This window comes from Streptomyces sp. NPDC102259 (assembly GCF_044766465.1).
GTDB lineage: Bacteria > Actinomycetota > Actinomycetes > Streptomycetales > Streptomycetaceae > Streptomyces.
The window spans coordinates 27,743-49,692 of sequence record NZ_JBIWMA010000010.1 but is presented as its reverse complement, the minus strand read 5'-3'; the positions used below and the strand labels follow the sequence as shown (position 1 = coordinate 49,692).

The window sequence follows — 21,950 nt, the reverse complement described above, 5'->3', positions numbered from 1 at the left end:
CTCTCGGCCCGCCGCGGACCGCGGGCCACCGGATTGTGTCCAGTGACCCGCGGATCCGCCGCGCCGGCCTTCACCTGCCTTTCGTGCCGTTCGGCGGGTGTGCCGGGACTACTTCTTCGGGTTCTTCAGACCGAGGTTGACGAAGTCGTACTGACCGCTGTAACCGTCGGTGGTGTAGACGTTCGCCAGGTTGTCCGAGCGCCAGTTGAGGAACCGCTCGAAGACGAAGGGCAGGTAGTACGCGCCCTCCATCACCTTGTGGTTGATCTCCGTGGCGATCTTGGTCTTGCCGGCGTCGTCCAGCGTGGTGACGTACGACGAGAACAGACCGTCGATCGCCTTGTCGTTGATGAGGGCGTAGTTGTTGTTACCGCTCTCGGAGATGTACTTGCTGCTCCACAGCGGCAGACCGAAGCCCTGGACGGACGGGAAGTCCGGACCCCAGCCCATGATGATGATGCCGTAGCCCTTCTTCTTCACGTTCGAGGGGCTACCGATGATGCCGGCGGTCTGCGAGCCGTCGTACTGGTCGATCTCGGCGGTGATGCCGATCTTCTTCAGCGACGCCTGGAGGGACTGGGCGGTGGCCACCTCGACCGGCTTGTTGTTACGCACCGCGATGGTGGTCTTGAAGCCGTTCGGCTGACCGCAGGCCTTCAGGGCCTCCTTGGCCTTGGCCTCGTTGCCGCTCTTGTTGGCGCCGGAGATCTCGTACGGGTCGTACTTCTGGCCCTCGGCACCCGGGACGGACGGCGGCAGCATGTTGGTGCCGATGTCACCACCGGCGACCGGACCGCCGCGTGCGGTCTGGAGCGACACGTGGTCGGCGCCGAGGATGACGGCCTTGCGGCACTCGATGTTGTTGAACGGCGCGACGCTCTGCGGGAAGACCGCGTAGCGGACGTAACCGGTGACCGGGTTGTCCAGGTTGGCCTTGTGCTGCTTCAGGGCGGTGGTGCGGCCCTGCGGCGACATGCCGGTCTGGTTCAGGTCGAGGTCCAGGTCACCGCTCAGCAGACGCTGGTCGAGCTGGTTGGCGTCCGAGAAGAACTTGATGGTGATCTGGTCCGGGTAGGCCTTGCGGATCGGGTCCGAGGCCTGCTTCCAGGAGGTGTTGCGGACCAGCTTGAGGTCCTTGCCCGGGCTGTAGGACGCGAACTTGTACGGGCCCGAGGAGAACGGCTTCAGGCCGTACTTGGCCTTCGTGTCCATGTCCTGGCGGACCGGCGAGGCCGAGACCAGGGCCAGCATCTCCTCGAAGTCCGAGTTGGCCTGCGGGAGGTGGAAGACGATGGTCTTGTCGTCGGGCGTGTCGATCGCCTTCAGACCGAGCTTGTCCGCGGACGTGTCCTTGTAGGGGCCCTTGTACTCGCCCTTGGGGTCCAGCACGTCCTTCAGGTACGTCGGACCGCCGGACAGCACGTCCTGCGCCCACACGCGCTCTATGCCGTACTTCACGTCCTTGGACGTGATCGCCTTGCCGTCCTCCCACGTGATGCCGTCACGCAGGGTGTACGTGTAGGTCTTGCCGTCGTCCGTGACCTTCGCGGTCTCGGTGGCGAGGTCCGGAGTGACCTCGGCGCCCGCCGCGCCCGGCTCGGCCTTGTTCGTGACGAGCTGACGGCTGTAGTAGCGCGCGAAGTTCCACATCATGCCGTAGTAGCCACGCGTGGTGTCCCACGAGTCGGCATCCTGTGCGGCACCGAACTTCAGCGTGCCGCCCTTCTTGGCGGCGGATGCCTGGGCGACCTTGTTGTTCGCGGCGTCGAAGCCGGCGGCACCGGAGCTCGAGCCCTTGTCGCCGTCATCTCCACCGCCGCCGCACGCCGCCGTGGTCAGCAGCGCGGCGACCGCGGCAGTAGCGGCAAGCGCCTGCTTCCGCCGCCCTGAGGTGCGTTGGGTAGTCACGATCTCGGATCCTCCGGATAGATGAGAGATACCCCGTGTGGAGACCACGGGACGGTTGAGGCGCCGTGTTTCGGCGGTTCTGCGGCTCGCTGTTTTCGCGGATCCCCGACGGGGCGGATCAGCGGGAGGCCTTCGGGTCCAGCGCGTCCCGGATGCCGTCACCGAAGAGGTTGAAGGCGAGCACGGTGATGAAGATCGCCACACCCGGGACCACCATGTACATCGGGTCCGACTCGTAGTAGTCGATCGCGCTCGAGAGCATCTGCCCCCACGAGGCGGTGGGCGGCTTGACCCCGACACCCAGGAAGCTGAGCGCCGCCTCGGTGAGGATGTTGGTCGGGATCATCATCGTCGTGTACACGACGATCGGGGCGACAAGGTTGGGCAGCAGTTCCTTGAACAGGATGTACAGCCGCCCCGCGCCCAGAGATCGGGCGGCCTCGACGTACTCGCGTTCCCGCAGCGAGAGCGTCTGGCCGCGCACCACGCGTCCGATGTAAGGCCAGCCGAAGAAGCCGATGACCAGGATCATCACGAAGACACGCACGCTCGAACCGGAGAGTCCCAGCATGTCGCTCGGCATGACGGAGACCAGCGCGATGATGAACAGCAGCTGCGGGAAGGCGAGCAGACCGTCCATCACCCGGCTGATCAGGGAGTCGACCCAGCCGCCGAAGAAGCCGGCGAGGATGCCCAGCACCGTTCCGAGGATCACGGCGACCACGGCCGACAGGAAGCCGACCAGCAGGGAGATCCGGGCACCGTAGAGGATGCGGGCGAAGATGTCACGGCCGTTGACCGGCTCGACACCGAACAGGTGATCCCCGCTGACGCCGCCCAGGGAGCCGGTGGGCGTGCCGAAGAGCGGGTCGATGAGGTTCTCGTGGTACTCGTTCGGGTCCTGCCCGAGCAGCCCGGTGATGACCGGCGCGAGGAGCGCGACCACGACCAGGACGAGCACGACGACGCCGCCCGTGAGGGCGAGCTTGTCCCGCTTGAGGCGCTCCCAGGCGATCCGGCCCAGGGAACGGCCCTGAACGGCCTTGGCGCCGCTGGTGGCGACCGACGCTTCCTCGGCCGCGCTCGGGGCCGCTTCCGCGGTCGGCTCGTGCAATGGTGCCGTCATCTGGCAGGGACCCCTCTCAACCGGCGGTAGCCGGCCCGCACTTGCCGCTGTAGCGGCGTGATCAGTCCGTAATACGCAGGGGATAAGTCCCCTGACGCCGGAGTCTTCAACGGTTTGGCGATCTGTAGCCAGACTTGGCAGTGAATGGATGCGTAAACGTGATCCGGGTAGAGGGGTTCCGTTATCCGGACGGCGGGTAACGGCCCCCGGACACTGACTTATTGGGTCAGATCGGACAAAACCGGTATTTATCGTCGCCATCTACGCGCGAAGACATCCCGCCCCCACCCCACGGCAGGACCGGCTTCGGACGTCAGTAACGTCCGGTGGGCGGATAGCCGTACCCGCCGGCGGGAGCCTGGGCCGGAGCGGGAGCGTGGGCCTCGCGGTCGTAGAAGGGCCGGGCGGTGGCGCGCATCCACATCACGACGGGGTCGTACTCGTCGGTCATGGCGACCGTCGACACCGGCAGCCCGTCCGGCACGGCCCCGATGGACTGCTGCATCATCGCCCGTACGGCGTCCACGGCCGACGGGGAGGAGTCGTACACGTCGAGCCCGATGGCCAGGTAGGGCGCGCCCAGCGCCGGCTGCACCCAGGCGCGGCGCAGCGCGCGGACCGCCGGGGTACGGTGGGCGTTCTGCGCGAGCAGGGCGTAGAACTGCGGGATCTCGATGCCCGGTTCGGACAGCCGCAACGGCCCGGCCGGCTGGCGCTCCAGGCCGGTGGCGATACGCCGCAGATCCAGCCACGGAATGCCGACGCCGCCGCCGGGGGCGTGCGGGTTCAGCCAGAGGCCGTAGTGGTCGGGGTAGAGGGTGCGGGCCACGTCCAGCCCCTCGACCACCTCGTACGACCTGTTCCAGCCACTCGCGCTGAGCTCCTGCGCGGAGGTGACGCACGGCGCGTAGCCGTGCCCGTCGACCTCCATGTTTCCGTACTGGGCGTCAGGGGAGCCGGCCTGGCCGTGCCACAGCAGCATCCAGAGCCGGCCGGAGGAGGGGGTCGCGAGCGCGCGCAGGAGCGCCTCGTAGGCGTCGTAGCGCCCGGGCGTGACCTGGCGCAGCATGTGCTCGACCGAGCCGGTCGCGGCAGTGCCAGCGCTCACTTTTTATCGCCCCTTCGAGAAGTTGCCCCGCGTCGGAGTCCAGCTTAGGCGCTCCGCTCGTCCGGCCGTTGAGAGCTCGAGGCTTGCCCTGATCTTCGGGCCGCGGATCGTGTGCGGCCGGGCCCACCCCGCGGCGCGGCCGCGCGTCGGCACCGCCCCGCGGCCCTCGGGTGGGTTCACCGGTCCCTCGTGTAGAAGGGGCGGACCCGCTCCTTCAGCCAGTCGCCCACCGGGTCCTGGGCCACGTCCAGCAGCACCAGGTTGACCGGCCAGGGACTCGACGTCCGGCCCAGGGCCCTGCCCAGGGCCTCCAGGGGAAGGGCCCGCAGGTCGCCCTCCCACTGGGAGAGTTCCACGCCCACGAACATCACCGGGTCCGCCGTCTCGATGGCGGCCAGGCAGCGGCGGGCCGTGCGGACCACGCCCGTGGCCTCGAACTCCGCCGAGGCCGCGGCCAGGAAGTCCATCGGATCGTCCTGCCAGTCGGGCTCGTAGAGGCGGACCCGGCCGCCGGCCGCGGTGCCGTCCAGCGGGGTGCGGCCCGCCCGGCAGAGCTCGGCCACGGCGGGCGGCGGCAGCGGGACGCCGACCACGCCGTCCGGGTTGACCAGGATGCCCACCTGCGGGGGCAGCCCGCGGGCGAACTCCACCGCCGGCGCGATCGTGAACGACATGTGCGAGCCGACGACCTGCCGGAACTGCTCCTCGGAGCTGAAGACCGGCACGTACACCTGGCCCTCGAGCTCCATCGTGGGCAGGTCGAGGGGACCGCTGCGCGGGCCGCCGCCGCCGGGCAGCGGCACCCAGACGAAGCTGCGTCCGAGCACCTCGACGATGCGGCCGCCGGCTCCCGGCACGCCGAGGGAGACGGAGAGCACCTCCTCCAGCTCGTTGCCGGGCCATCCGCCGTGCGGATGGGGGTGTGCCTGCGCCGGAAAGTCCGCGGAGAAGTCCGTCGGAAAGTTCGCCGGGGGGAAATCCATCTGCCTACCGCCTGCTGAGAACCGCTCACTTCGCTGTGGCTGAAAGGCTAGCGGGTACCGGGGGTCGCCCCCGAGCCCTCAGCCCGTGAAACCGATCCGGCGCAGCGCGTCGGCCGCCGCGCGGTCGAGCAGCACCGCCGAGCCGCAGCCCTCGGGCAGCCGGCCCTTCTCCACCGAGCGCACCAGACGGGCGGCGGCATGACGGTGGCGCAGGAAGGCGTACCGGGAGACACCCCGGCCGCGCTCGCGCTGCCCCTCCAGTGCCGTGTCCGCGCCGACGTCCAGCAGCAGCAGGTGGAGGGTGCCGCCGCGGCGGCGGGCCTCGCGGGCCAGCCAGTCGCGGACCCAGGCCTGCGTACCGCAGTCGTGCACGACGACGCCCGCACCGTCGCGCAGCGCGCGGCGCAGTCCGGCGTAGTGGGCGAGCCGGACGAGGGGGCGGTAGAGGCCGTACGGCAGGAAGCGGGGGGCGCCGGCGTCCCACCGGTCCCGGGTGTCCTGGGAGTCGACGCGGATGCCCTGCACGGTCCGCCGCATCAGCGTGGACTTGCCGCTGCCGGGCAGTCCGGTGACCACGACCAGGTCACGGGGGCCGAAGAGCAGGCCGTGCGGGCTGCGGCCGGCCCGCTCGCGCAGGTCGCGGACGACGGGCGCCGGCTGCGGACCGCACCCCTCCCGGGCCGGGGCGACGGGCTGCGCGGGCAGCGCGATCGCCGAGCCGGTCGCGAATGCCGTGGACCTCGCCGTGGTCGTCCTGTTCACCGTGATCGTCCTCCCCTGGGGTCAGATGGTGTCCTCATCCCCACCGAGCGTAAAGAGAAGGTAATGCGCCGTGCCTGGCGTTTTCGTGCGCGTACCGACACAAGCCGGTTACAGATCCGGCCTGCCGGGATCGGGGCGAGCCGTGCAATGATGGCCGCGCCAACTGCATACCGGCCGTTTGAATCCGCGCGGGAGAGTCCTCAGCAGCAGCTTCGCTGGGGCGCCGAAGGAGCAAGTCCCTCCCTTGAATCTCTCAGGCCCCGTTACCGCGCGGGCGAGGCACATCTGAAAAGCGGGCCGCTGTCTCCAGTGGCTCCACCCAAGGTGCAAGTCATGACCACCGTTCGCGGGGTCACGACGAACCTCTCAGGTTCCGATGACAGATGGGGAGGAACGACCTCGCCGTCATGCCTTGGGAGACGAACGTCCGATGAGCAGTACCGCCCCCACCGAGCAACGCCACACCGCGCTCGACGCCCTGCACCGTTCGCTCGGCGCGACGATGACCGACTTCGCCGGCTGGGACATGCCCCTGCGCTACGGCTCCGAGCGCGACGAGCACCAGGCCGTCCGCACCCGGGCCGGGCTCTTCGACCTCTCCCACATGGGCGAGATCACCGTCACCGGCCCGCAGGCCGCCGCCCTTCTCGACTTCGCCCTGGTGGGCAACATCGGCGCGGTCAAGGCCGGCCGCGCCCGCTACACGATGATCTGCCGTGCGGACGGCGGCATCCTGGACGACCTGATCGTCTACCGGCTCGCCGAGACCGAGTTCATGGTGGTGGCCAACGCCTCCAACGCGCAGGTCGTGCTGGACGCGCTGACCGAGCGCGCCGAGGGCTTCGACGCGGAGGTCCGCGACGACCGCGACGCCTACGCGCTGATCGCCGTGCAGGGCCCCGAGTCCCCCGGCATCCTCGCGGCCGTCACGGACGCCGACCTGGACGGCCTGAAGTACTACGCCGGCCTGCCCGGCACCGTCGTCGGCATCCCCGCGCTGATCGCGCGCACCGGCTACACCGGCGAGGACGGCTTCGAACTGTTCGTACGGCCGGAGCACGCCGTCGAGCTGTGGCAGGCGCTGACCAAGGCGGGCGAGGGCGTCGGGCTGGTGCCCTGCGGTCTGTCCTGCCGGGACACGCTCCGCCTGGAGGCGGGCATGCCGCTGTACGGGCACGAGCTGAGCACCTCCCTCACCCCGTTCGACGCGGGACTCGGCCGGGTGGTGAAGTTCGACAAGGACGGCGACTTCGTCGGGCGCACGGCGCTGGAGGCGGCCGCCGGGCGCGCCGCCTCGCAGCCCCCGCGCGTCCTCGTGGGCCTGGTCGCCGAGGGCCGCCGGGTCCCGCGCGCCGGGTTCGCCGTGGTCGCCGGCGGCGAGGCGATCGGCGAGGTCACCTCGGGCGCCCCCTCCCCCACCCTCGGCAAGCCGATCGCGATGGCGTACGTCGACGCCGCCCACGCGGCGCCCGGGACCACGGGCGTCGGCGTGGACATCCGAGGCAGCCACGAGCCGTACGAGGTCGTGGCGCTGCCGTTCTACAAGCGCCAGAAGTAGACACTGGGCGCGTCGACGCCCGCCCGCGCGTGACCCTGCGCACATTTCCGCTGCTCACGTGCCTTTCCAGCAGTCCCCCATTCACCAGCACCCTCCCGCGTACAGGAGAATTCAAGCCATGAGCAACCCCCAGCAGCTGCGCTACAGCAAGGAGCACGAGTGGCTGTCGGTCGCCGAGGACGGCGTCTCGACGGTCGGCATCACGGAGCACGCGGCCAACGCGCTCGGCGACGTGGTCTTCGTCCAGCTCCCCGAGGTCGGTGTCACGGTGACCGCGGGCGAGACCTGTGGCGAGCTGGAGTCGACCAAGTCGGTCAGCGAGCTGTACGCGCCGGTCTCCGGCGAGATCGTCGAGGTCAACCAGGACGTCGTCGACGACCCGGCGCTGGTGAACTCCGCCCCGTTCGAGGGCGGATGGCTGTTCAAGGTACGCACGGCGGGTGAGCAGGACGACCTGCTCACCGCCAACGAGTACACCGCCTACACCGCCGGCTGAGGAGTCGTAGTCGCATGTCCGTCCTGAACACGCCCCTGCACGAGCTCGACCCGGAGATCGCCGCCGCGGTCGACGCCGAGCTGAACCGCCAGCAGTCCACGCTCGAGATGATCGCCTCGGAGAACTTCGCTCCGCTCGCGGTGATGGAGGCACAGGGCTCGGTCCTGACCAACAAGTACGCCGAGGGCTACCCGGGCCGCCGCTACTACGGCGGCTGCGAACACGTCGACGTGGCCGAGCAGATCGCGATCGACCGGGTCAAGGAGCTGTTCGGCGCCGAGTACGCCAACGTCCAGCCCCACTCGGGCGCCTCCGCCAACCAGGCGGCCCTGTTCGCGCTGGCCCAGCCCGGCGACAAGATCCTCGGCCTGGACCTGGCGCACGGCGGTCACCTGACCCACGGCATGCGACTGAACTTCTCCGGCAAGCAGTTCGACGTGGTCGCCTACCACGTGGACGACGCCGGTCTGGTCGACATGGCCGAGGTCGAGCGACTCGCCAAGGAGCACCGCCCGAAGGTGATCATCGCGGGCTGGTCGGCGTACCCGCGGCAGCTGGACTTCGCGGAGTTCCGTCGGATCGCGGACGAGGTCGAGGCCTTCCTGTGGGTCGACATGGCGCACTTCGCGGGTCTGGTGGCGGCCGGTCTCCACCCGAACCCGGTGGAGTACGCCGACGTCGTGACGTCCACCACCCACAAGACGCTGGGCGGCCCCCGCGGCGGCATCATCCTCGCCAAGAAGGAGTTCGCGAAGAAGCTGAACTCGTCCGTCTTCCCGGGCTTCCAGGGCGGTCCCCTGGAGCACGTGATCGCGGCCAAGGCGGTCTCCTTCAAGGTCGCCGCGAGCGAGGACTTCAAGGAGCGTCAGGCCCGCACGGTCGAGGGCGCGCGGATCCTCGCCGAGCGCCTGACCGCGCCGGACGCCCGCGCGGCCGGCGTGAACGTCCTGTCCGGCGGCACCGACGTGCACCTGATCCTGGTCGACCTGCGCGAGTCCGAGCTGGACGGTCAGCAGGCCGAGGACCGGCTCCACGAGGTCGGCATCACGGTCAACCGCAACGCGGTCCCGAACGACCCGCGGCCCCCGATGGTCACCTCCGGACTGCGGATCGGCACGCCCGCCCTCGCGACCCGCGGCTTCACCGCCGAGGACTTCGCCGAGGTCGCGGACGTGATCGCCGAGACGCTGAAGGCGCCGTCCCCGTTCGCGGAGGCCGACGCGGCGGCGCTGAAGGCCCGGGTCACGGCCCTGGCGGACAAGCACCCGCTGTACCCCGGTCTGAGCGAGTAGTTCCCTTTCCCGGGTGCCGCGCACACTGTGAGGTGTGGGCGGCACCCCGCACCACCGTATGGAGGAGTTCCCGTGGCCATCTCGGTCTTCGACCTGTTCTCGATCGGTATCGGCCCGTCCAGCTCCCACACGGTCGGCCCGATGCGCGCGGCCCGCATGTTCGCACGGCGGCTGCGGAGCGAGGGCCTGCTGGACTCCACCGCGTCGGTGCGCTGCGAGCTGTACGGCTCGCTCGGCGCGACCGGCCACGGCCACGGCACGCCGAAGGCGGTCCTGCTCGGCCTGGAGGGCTCCTCGCCGCGCACGGTGGACGTGGAGGGCGCGGACGACCGGGTGGAGCAGATCAAGGACTCCGGCCGGCTGCGGCTGCTGGACTCGCACGAGATCCCGTTCTCCTTCGACGACGACCTGGTCCTGCACCGCCGCAAGACCCTCCCGTACCACGCCAACGGCATGACGATATGGGCCCACGACGCTGCGGGCGCCGAGCTGCTGTCGAAGACGTACTACTCGGTCGGCGGCGGTTTCGTCGTGGACGAGGACGCGGTCGGCGCGGACCGCATCAAGCTCGACGACACGGTCCTGAAGTACCCCTTCCGCACCGGCGACGAGCTGCTGCGCCTGGCGAAGGAGACCGGCCTGTCGATCTCCTCGCTGATGCTGGAGAACGAGCGCGCCTGGCGCTCCGAGGACGAGATCCGGGACGGGCTGCTGGAGATCTGGCGGGCGATGCAGGCCTGCGTCTCCCGGGGCATGTCCCGCGAGGGCATCCTGCCGGGTGGCCTGCGGGTCCGCCGCCGGGCGGCCATGACCGCACGTCAACTCCGGGCGGAGGGCGACCCGTTGGCGCTCTCGATGGAGTGGATCACGCTGTACGCGATGGCGGTGAACGAGGAGAACGCGGCCGGCGGCAGGGTGGTGACGGCCCCCACGAACGGCGCGGCCGGCATCATCCCGGCGGTACTGCACTACTACATGAACTTCGTGCCCGGCGCCGATGAGGACGGGGTGGTCCGCTTCCTGCTCGCGGCCGGCGCGATCGGCATGCTCTTCAAGGAGAACGCCTCCATCTCCGGCGCCGAGGTCGGCTGCCAGGGCGAGGTCGGCTCGGCCTGTTCGATGGCGGCGGGCGCGCTCGCCGAGGTCCTCGGCGGCTCCCCCGAGCAGGTCGAGAACGCGGCCGAGATCGGCATGGAGCACAACCTCGGCCTGACCTGCGACCCCGTGGGCGGCCTGGTCCAGATCCCGTGCATCGAGCGCAACGGCATGGCCTCGGTGAAGGCGGTCACCGCGGCCAAGATGGCGATGCGCGGCGACGGTTCGCACAAGGTGTCCCTGGACAAGGTCATCAAGACGATGAAGGAAACGGGCGCGGACATGTCCGTCAAGTACAAGGAGACGGCCCGGGGCGGGCTGGCGGTCAACATCATCGAGTGCTGACCCGGCAGCGGGTCGCGGGGACAGGGGAGCTTCGCCGTATGAGTGGGTCGGTCAGCGCTGTCAGCAGCAGCGGTACGTACTCCTTCACCAAACCCAACCGGGAGAGCGTCACGCTGGTCGCCGGGCTCGGGGTGGCGGGGGACGTGCATGCCGGAACCACGGTGAAGCACCGGTTCCGGATGGAGAAGGATCCCTCGCAGCCGAATCTGCGGCAGGTGCACCTCATACACGAGGAGCTCTTCGAGGAGGTGCGTACGGCCGGGTTCGAGGTGGCCCCCGGGCAGCTCGGGGAGAACGTGACCACGCGCGGGATCGACCTGCTCGGACTGCCCACCGGGACGCGGCTGCGGCTCGGCGGACAGGCCGTGGTCGAGGTGACCGGCCTGCGCAATCCCTGCAAGCAGATCGACGACTTCCAGCACGGGCTCATGAAGCAGGTCGTCGGACGGGGTCCGGACGGCCGGCCGTCCTTCCGGTCCGGGATCATGAGCGTGGTGCTGAGCGGGGGCGTGGTGCGGCCCGGGGACCCGGTCGTCATCGAGTTGCCGGACGGACCGCACCGCCCCCTGCGGATCGTCTAGGACCTGTCCTAGCCGCGGAAGGTCGCCGGGCGTTCCGGGCTCGCCTCGGCCAGGGCCTTGGTGACCGCCTCGGTGCCGGCCCGCAGTCCGTAGACGGGGGTGTCGGGCTGCTGGCGCCAGGAGTCGTCGATGCCGCCCGTGTCGACGGTGTCGAAGCCGAGCTCGTCGATGAGGGCGCGTACCTTCGCCTTCGCCGCCTCGTCGTCGCCGGCCACCGGGAGCGCGATGCGGTCGGGGTCGCCCGCGGCGCGCGGGCGGTCCAGGATGTCCTGGGCGTAGGTGCCGTTGAAGGCCTTGATCACGGGGTGGCCGATGCGGCGTTCCGTCCAGCGGCTCTCGGTGAGGCCCTCGTCCTCGATCTCCGCGATCCGGCCGTCGCGCTGCTGCGGGTAGTAGTTGTTGGTGTCGATGACGGCCACGCCGTCGGCCGCGCCGTCCAGGATTCCGGAGGGCAGGCTCGGGACCGCCTTGACCGGAATCGTGATCACCACGACCTCGGCACCGCGCGCCGCCTCCTCGACGGTGACGGGGGTCGCTCCCGTCTCCTCGGCGAGTTCCTTGAGCGTCTGCGGGCCGCGGGAGTTCGCGACGGAGACGTCGTGGCCGAGCGCGCTGAGGCGCCGGGTGAGGTTGCCGCCGATGTTGCCCGCGCCGATGATGCCGATCTTCATGAGAGGCCTTGCCTTCCGGGACCGATTCGATTCAGATTCGATGCACATGCATGCACCTGAGAGGGCCAACCCCGCTCGACGGCGGGCTATTCCGGCTCTGCGCCCCTCCGTACGAAATTCTCCGCGGGCCCCATGCCCTAACACCGGCCGCCGAAGGGATCCTCCAGTTCCGCCGTGAGGACGGCCGCCGCGGTCTCCGGGTCCCCGTCCGCGACGGCCCGGGCCAGCGCCTCATGGGCCTCGTCGCCGGTGTCGGGCTCCCGGACGCGCAGTCCGGTCAGCGCCAGGAGGTCGACCAGGCCCTTGCGCAGGACCGGGACGAACTCCGCGAAGAGGTCGGTGAGCACGGGGTTGTGCGCGGCGGCGACCACCGCCGCGTGAAAGGCGATGTCGGCGTCGACGAAGGCCTCGTCGTCCCCCGTCGACGCGGCCCTGCGCCCCCGCAGCGCCAGCTGTATCGCGGTGACGTCCTCGGGCGTGCGGCGGCGCGCGGCGAGCCGGACCGCGTGGACCTCGACCGCCGCCCGGACCTCGTACACGTCCGCCACCGCGGCCCGGCGCAGCCGGGTGGGCCAGTCCTCGGTCGGCTCGGTCGCGACGACGAAGACGCCGGCGCCCTGCCGGGACCGGACGAGGCCCGCGCCGGCCAGCGCGCGCAGCGCCTCGCGGACGGTGGAGCGGCCGACGCCGAGTTCCTTCGCGAGCGTGGTCTCGCCGGGGAGCTTGGCGCCGATGGGCCAGTGCCCCTCGGCGATCCGCGCACGCAGGGCCTCGGCGGCCTGTTCGACCAGCGGACTGGGGCGGACGGCGACGAGGGGCGACGACGGAGGAGACATGGACACCAGCGAGACCAACTTGTCTGAGGAGTGAGCGGATTCCACTTGTCTGAGGACCTGAGGAGTGGATAGCGTACGCGGTATGACGCTCAGCGGTCTCCTTCTTCTCGGCTGCCGCGGCGGGGCCTGACGCGACCGGCACCCCGCCGCGGGTCGCCGTGCTGCCGGTCACCGCCCGACCGAGCCGAAGGCAGTCGCTCCTTGACCACCAGGTCCCGCTGGAACCCGCAGCGTCCCAGCCCCATGCCGTACCACCGCTACCGACCCTTCCACGAGCGGGTGGACGTGCCCGTCACCGATCGGCGCTGGCCCTCCGCCCGCCTCGAACACGCCCCGCTCTGGGTCCCCGTCGACCTGCGCGACGGCAACCAGGCGCTCGCCGAACCGATGGACACCCCCCGCAAGCGCCGCTTCTTCGACCTGCTGGTGGCCACCGGCTTCAAGGAGATCGAGGTCGGCTACCCGTCCGCCAGCCGCACCGACTTCGACTTCGTACGCCACCTGGTGACCTCCGGAGCCGTCCCGGACGATGTCACGCCGGTCGTGTTCACCCCGGCCCGCCCGGAGCTGATCGACCGGACCTTCGAGGCGATCGAGGGGCTGCCGAAGGCCGTCGTCCACCTGTACATCGCGACCTCCCCGGTGTGGCGGGAGGTGGTGCTGCGCCGGGACCGCGGCGAGGTGTGGCGGACGGTACGGGAGGCGGCCGAGCGCATGGCACGGCGGGCGGGCGACGCCCACGGCGTCCGCTTCCAGTTCTCCCCGGAGACCTTCAACCTCACCGAACCCGACTTCGTCCTCGAACTCTGCGACGGGCTGACGCGGTTGTGGGACGCGAGCCCCGACCGCCCGGTCACCCACAACCTCCCCGCGACCGTCGAGATCGCCACGCCCAACGTCTACGCCGACCAGATCGAGTACCTGCACCGCCACCTCGCCCGCCGGGACGGCGTGATCCTCTCCGTCCATCCGCACAACGACCGCGGCACCGGCGTCGCCTGCGCCGAACTCGCCGTGCTGGCCGGCGCCCAGCGCGTGGAGGGCTGTCTGTTCGGCAACGGGGAGCGCACCGGCAACGTCGACCTGATCACCCTCGCCCTGAATCTGTACGCACAGGGCGTCGACCCCATGGTCGACCTCCGCGACCTCGACGCCGTGCGGGACACCGTCGAGGAGTGCAACCGCCTGCCGGTCCACCCCCGCCACCCCTACGCCGGTGAGCTCGTGCACACGGCGTTCTCCGGCACCCACCAGGACGCCATCGGCAAGGGACTCGCCCATCACGCCCGGCGGGCCGCCGAGTCGGGGGTGCCGGCGGCCGAGGCGCCCTGGGCGGTGCCGTATCTGCCGATCGACCCGGCGGACGTGGGCCGGTCCTACGAGGCGGTGATCCGGGTCAACTCACAGTCGGGCAAGGGCGGAGTGGCGTACCTGCTGCGCACCCACCAGGGAGTCGACCTGCCCGCGCGGATGCGGCCGGACTTCTCCCGGGTCGTCCAGGAGGCGACGGACGACAGCGGACGCGAGCTGCCGGCGAAGGAGCTCCACGACCTGTTCATCGAGACGTACGTCGTCGAAGAACCCTTCGGTGTCGCGGAGTTCGAGGAGGTCGCCCCCGTGACCGGCCCCACCGTGACCGGCCTCCTCGAGGCCCTCGCCGCACGCGGCGTCCAGGTCGAGGTCCTGGACCTCGACCCCGGTGAGGACGGTACGACCGCCTTCGCCGAATGCCGGGTGGACGGGGCCGTCGCCTGGGGCGCCGGCCAGGGGACCGCCGCTCCCGTGCGCGCGGTGCTGTCCGCGGTCAACAGGGCGAGCGTGCGGTGAGGGGGGCGAGGGAGGTACTGCGCGTCGAGGACGTCCACGTCGTGCGCGACGGCCGGCCCCTCCTCCAGGACGTCTCCCTGACCGTACGGGCCGGTGAGCACTGGGCGCTCCTCGGCGCCAACGGGGCCGGGAAGTCCACCCTGCTCAGGCTGCTCGGCGCCCTGGTCCACCCGACCCGGGGCACGGTGGAGGTACTGGGCCGGCGGCTCGGCCGGGTCGACGTACGGGAGCTGCGGGCGCACGTCGGGCACGTCGATCCCCGACATCCGCTGTCCGCACCGCTGACGGTCCGCGACGTCGTCCTCACCGGCCTCACCAACTCCGTCGCCGCCGTGCCTCGTCGGCGTCCCACCGCGGCGCAGGAGGCGCGCGCCGACCGCCTCGTCGACATGCTCGGCCTGGCCGGGCACCGCTCGGCGCGCTGGCCCACGCTCTCGCAGGGGCAGCGCGGCCGTGCCCTGATCGCCCGTGCCCTCATGCCGGAACCCAGGCTGCTGCTCCTCGACGAACCGGCGACCGGCCTGGATCTGCCGGGCCGCGAGCAGCTGATCGACGCGCTGGACTCCCTGCGCCGGGCGCATCCGCACCTGGCGACCGTCCTGGTCACCCACCACCTGGAGGAACTCCCCGCGGGCACCACCCACGCCCTGCTCCTGCGCGACGGCCGCGCCCTCGTCCAGGGCCCCGCCGCGTACGTCCTCACCGGTGACCGGGTCGGCACGTGCTTCGGCGTGCCGCTGGCACTGGAACGGCACGGCGGCCGGTGGACCGTGCGCATCGAGCGGCGGTCATGAGGAGGGGGCGCCCCGCATCGCGAGGCGCCCCCTTTCCGCTCGTCTCACTTGTTCAGGTGCGCCCAGAACTCGTCGAACGAGAGGAGCTTGTCACCGTCGAGGTCGCGGCTCTTGATGATGACCTCGGCCACCGGCTCGGTGACGTTCCAGTCACCCCCCTGGGCCAGGGCGGTCTTGAACTCGGCCGCGGTGATGAAGCCGTCCCCGTCCGTGTCGATCCGCTGGAACTGCTTGCGCGCTTCTTCGATGTCGGCCACCGATCCGCCCCTCTTCGTCATGCCTTGCGGTCATACTCGCTGTTCTACTGACGCAGGTCAGATTAACGGCCCTGGTGAGCGCGGAGCGCGGCGACCACCCAGGAGACCTCCTCGCCGTACGAGGGCCGGCTCCCGAGGCCGTTCGGGGGTCGCCGACAACCGGCGGTGACGGGCGACCCGTAGCGGAGGGTGCGCACGGTCAGGCCGGTGGAGCGGGCCGGTTCCCCGATGGTGAAAAGTCCGCCGCCGTCGTCGATCATGTGTGCGAGTGTGGGCCTTCCAGCGGGTGGAGACTCATGGAGCGCGAAGGGGACCGGTGCGGTGGGGGACTTGCGGGACATTCTCGACGCGGCCGCGCACGGCGTCTTCCCTCCCCCCGACGGCCGCACCACCGTCCTGCCCCAGCCCTCCCCGCGCGACGCGGGCGTCCTCTCCTTCACCGCGCACTCGGTGGTCTTCACGGACGAGGACCCGCGGTGGGTGCACGAGACGCTCGGCGCGGCCGACTGCGACGCTCTCGCCGCGTCGATGAGCCCCCGGTTCCTGACGGCGCTGCTGGACCGTACGGGCCGGGTCGCGGAGACGATCGACGCGCTGGTGGTCGGCTCCCCGCTGCCGGGCCCGCCGTCCCTCGCGCTCACCGAGATCGACGACCCGGACCATCCCCGGGTGGTCAGCTCGCGCAGGCGACGCGACGAGGTGAGGGTGTGGGCCGCGGAGGGGGGCGTGATCGTCCTGGGCCGCGGGGTCGCGGGCCGGCTGGAGGTCGCCGTGGAGGTCGAGGAGGGCGTACGGCACCGGGGGCTGGGCCGGGCCCTGGTGGGCGCGGCACGGCACCTGGGCGGGGACGAGCCGGTGTGGGCGCAGATCTCGCCGGGGAACGCCCGCAGCACACGGGCGTTCCAGGCGGCGGGCTATCTGCCGGTCGGGGCGGAGGCGCTGCTCACCGTGCGCCCGGGGACGGACTCCACGGCGGTCGGTGCCTCGGTGCGTGGTTCAGGTTGCGCACCCAGCCGCTGAGCACCTCGGTCCTCGTCGCCTCGCCGACGGGACGTGTGATCACGCGCGGCACGAATGCCGGTTCCCCGCCGACGCGTCCCCGGCCGGTGTCGTCCTAGCGGAAGATGCCGGTGTGGCCGAGCGAGTAGCGGCCCGGCTGCGGGTAGACGGCCAGGCCGTGCGGGCCCCTGCCGACCTTGATCCGGGCGAGCTGTTCCCCGGTGCCGGTGTCGATGGCGTACACCTCGGAGTTGTACCGCCCGGACAGCCACAGCACCTTGCCGTCCGCCGAGACGCCGCCCATGTCGGGGCTGCCGCCGTTCGGGAGGCGCCACTTCTTGGTGAGCGCGTTCTCGTGGAAGTCGAAGACGGAGACCGTGCCCTCGCCACGGTTGGAGACGTACATCTCGCGGGAGTCGCGGCCGACGTACAGCCCGTGGCAGCCCTTGCCGGTGTGCAGGAACTCCGGCTCGCCGAAGCTGTCGCCGTCGACGATCCACATCCCGTCGGCCATCATGTCCGCGATGTAGAACCGCTTCCCGTCGGGCGAGACCTTCACGTCCTGCGGCATGGCGCCCCTGAAGGGCAGCTTCTGCTGTCCGACGACCTTCATCTTCTCGGTGTCGACCTTCAGCAGTTCACCGCTGAACTCGCAGGACACGATGAAGTACCTCCCGTCGAGGGAGAAGTCGGCGTGGTTGACGCCGTAGCAGGTGACCGGTTCCGTCTTGATCCGCTTCATGGTGTGCGGGTCGCGGAAGACGAGTTCGCGGTCCATGGAGGCCATGACGACGGCGTACTTGCCGTTGGGCGTGAAGTAGAGGTTGTACGGGTCGTGCACCTCGACCGACTTGCCCGCCTTGCCGGTCTTCGGATCGATGGGGGTGAGGGTGTGCCCCCGGTTGTTGTTGACCCAGAGCGTCTTCATGTCCCAGGAGGGGACGACGTGCTGCGGCTGCCGCCCCACCCGGAGGGTCTCGATCACCTCGTACGTCTTCGGGTCGATGACGGAGACGGTGTCGGACTCGGTGTTGGGGACGTAGACCCGGGACGGGAAGTCCTTGACCACCGGGGAGAGTCTGCCTGGGCGGTCGGCGGCGTAGACGTCCTTCGGGTCGAGCACCGGCGGCATGCCGGGCAGCCCGTCGACGACGGGCTTCCGGGCCTTCTTCGCCGGTGCGGGGGTGGCCGCCTCGGTGGCGCCGCCCGGCCCCTCCTTGCCTGCCTCGCCCCCGGCGCCGGTACCGCAGGCGGCGAGGACGGTGAGCGCGGCGCCCGCGAGCAGGGCGCTTTTCACGAGGTTGCGGTGCATCAGCCGATCAGCTCCGTGGTGGTGACCGCGCGCAGTCCGCGGCGGTCGAGTTCGTCGAGTACGGCGGGGAGGGCGGCGACCGTGTCCGCGTACCCGAAGTGCAGGCTCACGACGGACCCGTCCCGGATCTCGCCGAGGATGTTGCGGGCGACGGCGGCGGCACCGGGCGAGGTGAAGTCGAGGGAGTCGACGTCGTACGAGAGGACGTGCGGGTAACCGGCGCGGCGGGCCAGCGTCTCCACGAGCGGGGAGGCACGGGTGGCGCGGGAGGGCCGGAACCAGGTGCCGATGGACCCGGTGAGCCTGCGCAGCCGCTCGGCGCACCCGGTGATCTCGGCCGCCGCCTCGGCCTCCGGCATGGCGTTGATGTCCAGGTGGCGCTGGGTGTGGTTGCCGAGGTCGTGGCCGCCGTCGAGGACCCGGCGGGCGAGGTCGGGGTGTTCGTCGAGCCAGGATCCGACGGCCAGCACGGTGACCCGCGCACCGTGCCGCTCGGCCTCACCGAGCAGGGCCCGGGCGATCGAGGGCTCCCCCTGGCCGTGGAACGTGAGCGCGACCCGGGACCGACCGAGCGGACCGTGACTGATCTGAGCGGGCTGCCGGGGAAAGGCACGGGGCGCGGGCGCGACGAGGGGACGGGCGGGGGCCTTGGGGGCGCGGGTGGGGGAGGCGGGAGCCGCGGAGTCGGGGCCCGGCGAGGCCGTGGCCGGGGAGGCGGGGGCACGCCGGGCGGCGCCCGAAGTGGACGTGGAGGGCGAGCACGCGGCCGCGAACGCACCCCCGGCGACGAGCCCGGCGCCCGCTCGCAGCACGAAACGACGGTCGGATGTGGTCACCCGCACCATTTAAGGCCGGATATGCGTCATTTCCGGCCATTGACGCAACCCGGCTCGCCGACCAGGACCGACACACTCGGCCCACCTGCCACTCGGCCCGCCCAGCCCGTCCGGCGTTTGAGGACGAGGCCCGTTCTGGGCCGAAGCGGGCGCCCGGGGGCGGCAGCCCCCGAAGGACGGCCACAAAGACACCCCGCACCTACCTGGCCAACCGCCGGAGGCACTAGCGGTCCGCGACCCGCATCTCGAACCACGTCGTCTTGCCGCGGGGCAGCAGATCCACGCCCCACCGGTCGGAGAGCTTGTCGACGAGGAACAGCCCCCGTCCGCTGACGTCCAGTTCCTGGACCGGCATCAGACAGGGCAGCCCCCGGGAGGGATCGCGCACCTCGACGCGGATCCAGCCGCGCCGGCGCCGCATCCGCAGGCCGAAGACCCGGGCGCCGGTGTGCCGTACGGCGTTGCCGACGAGCTCGGAGACGAGGAGGACCGCGTCCTCGGTCATCTTGGGGGTCAGTCCCCACTGGCGCAGGACGACGACCTGGGCCAGCCGGCGGGCGGTGGCGGCGGACTCGGGACGGGACGGCAGCGGAACCTCGCCGTCCGTCGGGTTGCCGAACAACTCCAGCGCTTTCAACGCCCGTTCGTCCTCGACCGCGGGCGACCAGCGCACCGTGGTCGCACGGCCCGGTCCCCGCGGCTGTTCGATGCCCTCCAGCCCCGCCATGCCCCCATCATGGCCGCCCGGAGCCGCCTCCGGGGCCGTTCCGACGGAATACGCACCCCGGAACCTATCGTTCCGGATGGATCGATCGGCATATGCCAGGGACAGTTCAAAGCCCGACAAAACAGGACTGACCTGCGGCGACCGCGCGCCACGAGGTGCTCGCCGGAGCCACTCGACAAGGCAGGCTTAAGGTCGCCTTAAGGTTCCCATAAACCGCCCCATCGAGGGACCCGGATGAGACACCCCGTCAATTGCAAGTGATTCCAGGGAGTTTGAAGGAGACCTCTCTCACAGGAACTTGGCCTTGCCCGGGCCCTCCTCGACGAAGCTGCGCATCCCGATCTCACGGTCGGCGGTGGCGAACAGACCGGCGAACCAGTTCCGTTCGACCGCCAGACCCGTCTCGATGTCGGTCTCGAGACCGGTGTCGATCGACTCCTTCGCGGCGCGCAGCGCGAGCGCCGGACCCTGCGCCAGCTTCGCGGCCCAGCGGTGCGCCTCCGGGTACACGTCGGCGGCCGGGACGACCCGGTCCACCAGGCCCAGGGTCAGCGCCTCGTCGGCCTTCACCATCCGGCCCGTGAAGATCAGGTCCTTGGCCTTGGAGGGGCCGACCAGCCGGGAGAGGCGCTGGGTGCCGCCCGCGCCGGGGATCAGCCCGAGCAGGATCTCCGGCTGGCCCAGCTTGGCGTTGTCCCCGGCGATCCTGAAGTCCGCGCACAGCGCGAGCTCGCAGCCGCCGCCCAGCGCGTAGCCGGTCACCGCCGCGACGACCGGTTTGGGGATGCGGGCGACCGCCGTGAAGGCGTCCTGGAGGGCACGGGCGCGCAGGACCATCGCGGTGTGGTCCATCTCCTGCATCTCCTTGATGTCCGCGCCCGCCGCGAACACCTTCTCACCGCCGTACACGACGACCGCGCGTACGTCGTCACGACGGGTCGCCTCCTCGGCGAGCTCCTTGAGCCGGTCCTGGGTGGCCACGTCCAGCGCGTTCATGGGCGGGCGGTCGAGACGCAGCGTGCCGACGCCGTCGGCGACTTCGAGATTCACGGTCATGGCAGCAGGTTAACCACCACTAACCGCAACGGACCCGGTGCCGTTTGTCACAGCACCGGGTCCGTCCGCCCGAAGTCACCCGGGGACCGCTACTTGCTCCACTCCGCCCACGGGATGTTCCAGCCGTTGAGGCCGTTGGCCGGGTTGACCGTCGGGTCGGTGGAGTTCTTCACGACCACCACGTCGCCGACCATCGAGTGGTTGAAGAACCACGCGGCCGGCACGCCGCTGTCGTAGCCGCCGCGCACGTCCCGCAGGCCGATGCAGCCGTGGCTGGCGTTGTAGTTGCCGAAGGCGTCGCCGCCCCAGTAGTTGCCGTGCACGAAGGTGCCGGAGTCGGTCAGGCGGATGGCGTGCGGCACGTCCTTGATGTCGTACTCGCCGTCGTAGCCGACCGTGTCGCCGTTCATCCGGGTCACGGTGAACTTCTCGCTCATGACCATCTGGCCGTTCCAGGTGGCGTAGCCGGGCTTGCCGGTGGTGACCGGGATGGTCTTGACGACCTTGCCCTCCTGCGTCACCTTCATCGTGTGCTTCTTGGCGTCCACGACGGTCACCTGGTCGCGGCCGATGGTGAAGGAGACGGTCTTGGCCTGCTTGCCGTAGACGCCCTTGCGGCCCTCGACGCCGTCGAGGTTCAGCTTCACGGTGACCTTGGTGCCGGCCTTCCAGTACTTCTCGGGACGGAAGTCGAGACGGTCGTTGCCGAACCAGTGGCCCTGCACGTCGACGGCCGGCACGGTCGTGATGGAGATGGCCTTCTCCACGTCGTCCGGGTGCGTGATGCCCCGGGTGAAGCGCACCGAGAACGGCATGCCGACGCCGACCGTGGAACCGTCCTCGGGCGTGAAGTTGCCGGTGAAGGTGTTCTGCGGGCTCAGCGTGGTGAAGGACGAGTCCTCGGCGGCCGTGCGGCCCTCGGAGTCCTTCGCGACGGCGTGCACCTGGTACTTGGTGGACCCGGCGAGGTGCGTGGCCGGCGTCCAGCCGGCGCCGTCCGCGGAGATCGCGCCGGCGACCGCCGTGCCCTTGTCGTCCTTGACGACGACCTCGGACAGTTTGCCCTTGGCCGCCGTCACCTTCAGGGCGCCGCTGGTGTCGACATCCTTGGCGCCGGTCTTCGGGGCGATGGTCACCACCGCCTCGGACTGCTTGCTCTCGGCGGTGGCCGAAGCGCCCTTGCCCTCGGAGCCCGCGTCCTTCGCGGACCCGGAGTCCGAGTCCCCGCCTCCGCCGCAGGCCGTGACGGCCAGCAGCAGCCCTCCGACGATCAGCGCCAGCCGCTTGTCGCGGCCGCGCGAGCGTCCCCCAACCGACGCCCCCGATATCGGTCGCACGTTCAAAGTCGTTCTCCCCACTCCCCCGGGCCCTCCCCGGGCCC

Annotated in this window: 22 protein-coding genes and 1 riboswitch; of the genes, 8 read left to right on the top strand and 14 right to left on the bottom strand. The window is 70.8% G+C overall.

Annotation, left to right across the window (positions count from 1 at the left end):
* Positions 1–108: 108 nt before the first annotated feature.
* From ACIRPU_RS23135 to ACIRPU_RS23115, 5 genes are all read right to left on the bottom strand, one after another.
* Positions 109–1,908 carry an ABC transporter substrate-binding protein gene (locus ACIRPU_RS23135; RefSeq protein ID WP_403870232.1) on the bottom strand — a complete coding sequence of 600 codons (1,800 nt, stop codon included), beginning with the start codon at positions 1,906–1,908 and terminating at the stop codon, positions 109–111.
* Between the two features lie 118 nt (positions 1,909–2,026).
* Positions 2,027–3,034, bottom strand: a complete 1,008-nt coding sequence (locus ACIRPU_RS23130; protein ID WP_355708809.1) for an ABC transporter permease — start codon at positions 3,032–3,034, stop codon at positions 2,027–2,029.
* Positions 3,035–3,347: 313 nt separating this feature from the next.
* Positions 3,348–4,103: an enhanced serine sensitivity protein SseB C-terminal domain-containing protein gene (locus ACIRPU_RS23125; RefSeq protein WP_355708866.1), complete on the bottom strand. Its 756-nt coding sequence runs from the start codon at positions 4,101–4,103 to the stop codon at positions 3,348–3,350.
* A gap of 215 nt (positions 4,104–4,318) precedes the next feature.
* Positions 4,319–5,125 carry an enhanced serine sensitivity protein SseB gene (locus ACIRPU_RS23120; RefSeq protein WP_384123517.1) on the bottom strand — a complete coding sequence of 269 codons (807 nt, stop codon included), beginning with the start codon at positions 5,123–5,125 and terminating at the stop codon, positions 4,319–4,321.
* A gap of 78 nt (positions 5,126–5,203) precedes the next feature.
* On the bottom strand, positions 5,204–5,893 hold the full coding sequence (locus tag ACIRPU_RS23115) for an AAA family ATPase (protein WP_403870686.1): 690 nt from the start codon (positions 5,891–5,893) through the stop codon (positions 5,204–5,206).
* Positions 5,894–6,066: 173 nt separating this feature from the next.
* Positions 6,067–6,166, top strand: a riboswitch (glycine riboswitch).
* A gap of 151 nt (positions 6,167–6,317) precedes the next feature.
* Here ACIRPU_RS23115 and gcvT point away from each other — a divergent pair.
* From gcvT to ACIRPU_RS23090, 5 genes are all read left to right on the top strand, one after another.
* A complete protein-coding gene (gene gcvT, locus ACIRPU_RS23110; RefSeq protein WP_403870227.1) occupies positions 6,318–7,445 on the top strand; it encodes a glycine cleavage system aminomethyltransferase GcvT in 1,128 nt (375 codons plus the stop codon).
* A 118-nt stretch (positions 7,446–7,563) separates the two neighbouring features.
* A complete protein-coding gene (gene gcvH / locus ACIRPU_RS23105) occupies positions 7,564–7,941 on the top strand; it encodes a glycine cleavage system protein GcvH (protein ID WP_403870224.1) in 378 nt (125 codons plus the stop codon).
* A gap of 14 nt (positions 7,942–7,955) precedes the next feature.
* A complete protein-coding gene (glyA, locus tag ACIRPU_RS23100; protein ID WP_403870221.1) occupies positions 7,956–9,233 on the top strand; it encodes a serine hydroxymethyltransferase in 1,278 nt (425 codons plus the stop codon).
* Positions 9,234–9,305: 72 nt separating this feature from the next.
* On the top strand, positions 9,306–10,673 hold the full coding sequence (locus ACIRPU_RS23095; protein ID WP_403870218.1) for an L-serine ammonia-lyase: 1,368 nt from the start codon (positions 9,306–9,308) through the stop codon (positions 10,671–10,673).
* A 38-nt stretch (positions 10,674–10,711) separates the two neighbouring features.
* Positions 10,712–11,254 carry an MOSC domain-containing protein gene (locus ACIRPU_RS23090; protein ID WP_403870215.1) on the top strand — a complete coding sequence of 181 codons (543 nt, stop codon included), beginning with the start codon at positions 10,712–10,714 and terminating at the stop codon, positions 11,252–11,254.
* Positions 11,255–11,262: 8 nt separating this feature from the next.
* On the opposite strand, the gene ACIRPU_RS23085 is transcribed toward ACIRPU_RS23090, so the two are convergent.
* Positions 11,263–11,973 carry an NADPH-dependent F420 reductase gene (locus ACIRPU_RS23085; RefSeq protein ID WP_403870212.1) on the bottom strand — a complete coding sequence of 237 codons (711 nt, stop codon included), beginning with the start codon at positions 11,971–11,973 and terminating at the stop codon, positions 11,263–11,265.
* An 89-nt stretch (positions 11,974–12,062) separates the two neighbouring features.
* Positions 12,063–12,761: a FadR/GntR family transcriptional regulator gene (locus ACIRPU_RS23080; protein WP_403870209.1), complete on the bottom strand. Its 699-nt coding sequence runs from the start codon at positions 12,759–12,761 to the stop codon at positions 12,063–12,065.
* A gap of 243 nt (positions 12,762–13,004) precedes the next feature.
* Here ACIRPU_RS23080 and ACIRPU_RS23075 point away from each other — a divergent pair, with 243 nt between their 5' ends.
* Both ACIRPU_RS23075 and ACIRPU_RS23070 read left to right on the top strand, forming a co-directional pair.
* Complete coding sequence (locus tag ACIRPU_RS23075; RefSeq protein WP_403870683.1) at positions 13,005–14,588, top strand: 2-isopropylmalate synthase; 1,584 nt, start codon at positions 13,005–13,007, stop codon at positions 14,586–14,588.
* Complete coding sequence (locus ACIRPU_RS23070) at positions 14,585–15,382, top strand: ABC transporter ATP-binding protein (protein ID WP_403870206.1); 798 nt, start codon at positions 14,585–14,587, stop codon at positions 15,380–15,382. The genes ACIRPU_RS23075 and ACIRPU_RS23070 overlap by 4 nt, the downstream gene beginning before the upstream one ends.
* Positions 15,383–15,426: 44 nt before the next feature.
* On the opposite strand, the gene ACIRPU_RS23065 is transcribed toward ACIRPU_RS23070, so the two are convergent.
* Together ACIRPU_RS23065 and ACIRPU_RS23060 are read right to left on the bottom strand one after the other, a co-directional pair.
* Positions 15,427–15,639: an EF-hand domain-containing protein gene (locus ACIRPU_RS23065; RefSeq protein WP_403870680.1), complete on the bottom strand. Its 213-nt coding sequence runs from the start codon at positions 15,637–15,639 to the stop codon at positions 15,427–15,429.
* Between the two features lie 62 nt (positions 15,640–15,701).
* Positions 15,702–15,899 carry a hypothetical protein gene (locus tag ACIRPU_RS23060; protein WP_403870706.1) on the bottom strand — a complete coding sequence of 66 codons (198 nt, stop codon included), beginning with the start codon at positions 15,897–15,899 and terminating at the stop codon, positions 15,702–15,704.
* 61 nt (positions 15,900–15,960) lie between these two features.
* Here ACIRPU_RS23060 and ACIRPU_RS23055 point away from each other — a divergent pair, with 61 nt between their 5' ends.
* Positions 15,961–16,659, top strand: coding sequence for a GNAT family N-acetyltransferase (locus ACIRPU_RS23055; protein WP_403870203.1), 699 nt, complete (start codon positions 15,961–15,963; stop codon positions 16,657–16,659).
* A gap of 94 nt (positions 16,660–16,753) precedes the next feature.
* On the opposite strand, the gene ACIRPU_RS23050 is transcribed toward ACIRPU_RS23055, so the two are convergent.
* The 5 genes from ACIRPU_RS23050 to ACIRPU_RS23030 form a co-directional block, all read right to left on the bottom strand.
* Positions 16,754–17,950: a YncE family protein gene (locus ACIRPU_RS23050; protein WP_403870200.1), complete on the bottom strand. Its 1,197-nt coding sequence runs from the start codon at positions 17,948–17,950 to the stop codon at positions 16,754–16,756.
* Positions 17,950–18,795, bottom strand: coding sequence for a polysaccharide deacetylase family protein (locus ACIRPU_RS23045; protein WP_403870196.1), 846 nt, complete (start codon positions 18,793–18,795; stop codon positions 17,950–17,952). Before ACIRPU_RS23045 ends, ACIRPU_RS23050 begins: the two co-directional genes overlap by 1 nt.
* A gap of 214 nt (positions 18,796–19,009) precedes the next feature.
* Complete coding sequence (locus ACIRPU_RS23040; protein ID WP_355708831.1) at positions 19,010–19,513, bottom strand: ATP-binding protein; 504 nt, start codon at positions 19,511–19,513, stop codon at positions 19,010–19,012.
* Between the two features lie 288 nt (positions 19,514–19,801).
* The gene (locus ACIRPU_RS23035; RefSeq protein WP_384120535.1) at positions 19,802–20,569 is read right to left on the bottom strand and encodes an enoyl-CoA hydratase/isomerase family protein; all 768 of its coding nucleotides are present in this window, start codon (positions 20,567–20,569) and stop codon (positions 19,802–19,804) included.
* 89 nt (positions 20,570–20,658) lie between these two features.
* Entirely contained in the window at positions 20,659–21,912 is a 1,254-nt protein-coding gene (locus ACIRPU_RS23030; RefSeq protein ID WP_385567626.1) for an Ig-like domain-containing protein, read from the bottom strand.
* Positions 21,913–21,950 lie beyond the last annotated feature (38 nt).

What these genes read in the sequence shown, in the direction of transcription:
- ACIRPU_RS23035 (WP_384120535.1), bottom strand. Translation starts at nt 20,569, where the DNA reads ATGACCGTGAATCTCGAAGTCGCCGACGGCGTCGGCACGCTGCGTCTC.
- ACIRPU_RS23120 (WP_384123517.1), bottom strand. Translation starts at nt 5,125, where the DNA reads ATGGATTTCCCCCCGGCGAACTTTCCGACGGACTTCTCCGCGGACTTT.
- ACIRPU_RS23060 (WP_403870706.1), bottom strand. Translation starts at nt 15,899, where the DNA reads ATGATCGACGACGGCGGCGGACTTTTCACCATCGGGGAACCGGCCCGC.
- ACIRPU_RS23130 (WP_355708809.1), bottom strand. Translation starts at nt 3,034, where the DNA reads ATGACGGCACCATTGCACGAGCCGACCGCGGAAGCGGCCCCGAGCGCG.
- ACIRPU_RS23050 (WP_403870200.1), bottom strand. Translation starts at nt 17,950, where the DNA reads ATGCACCGCAACCTCGTGAAAAGCGCCCTGCTCGCGGGCGCCGCGCTC.
- ACIRPU_RS23080 (WP_403870209.1), bottom strand. Translation starts at nt 12,761, where the DNA reads ATGTCTCCTCCGTCGTCGCCCCTCGTCGCCGTCCGCCCCAGTCCGCTG.
- ACIRPU_RS23085 (WP_403870212.1), bottom strand. Translation starts at nt 11,973, where the DNA reads ATGTGCATCGAATCTGAATCGAATCGGTCCCGGAAGGCAAGGCCTCTC.
- ACIRPU_RS23090 (WP_403870215.1), top strand. Translation starts at nt 10,712, where the DNA reads ATGAGTGGGTCGGTCAGCGCTGTCAGCAGCAGCGGTACGTACTCCTTC.
- ACIRPU_RS23040 (WP_355708831.1), bottom strand. Translation starts at nt 19,513, where the DNA reads ATGGCGGGGCTGGAGGGCATCGAACAGCCGCGGGGACCGGGCCGTGCG.
- ACIRPU_RS23125 (WP_355708866.1), bottom strand. Translation starts at nt 4,103, where the DNA reads ATGCTGCGCCAGGTCACGCCCGGGCGCTACGACGCCTACGAGGCGCTC.
- gcvH (WP_403870224.1), top strand. Translation starts at nt 7,564, where the DNA reads ATGAGCAACCCCCAGCAGCTGCGCTACAGCAAGGAGCACGAGTGGCTG.
- ACIRPU_RS23075 (WP_403870683.1), top strand. Translation starts at nt 13,005, where the DNA reads ATGCCGTACCACCGCTACCGACCCTTCCACGAGCGGGTGGACGTGCCC.
- gcvT (WP_403870227.1), top strand. Translation starts at nt 6,318, where the DNA reads ATGAGCAGTACCGCCCCCACCGAGCAACGCCACACCGCGCTCGACGCC.
- glyA (WP_403870221.1), top strand. Translation starts at nt 7,956, where the DNA reads ATGTCCGTCCTGAACACGCCCCTGCACGAGCTCGACCCGGAGATCGCC.
- ACIRPU_RS23045 (WP_403870196.1), bottom strand. Translation starts at nt 18,795, where the DNA reads ATGGTGCGGGTGACCACATCCGACCGTCGTTTCGTGCTGCGAGCGGGC.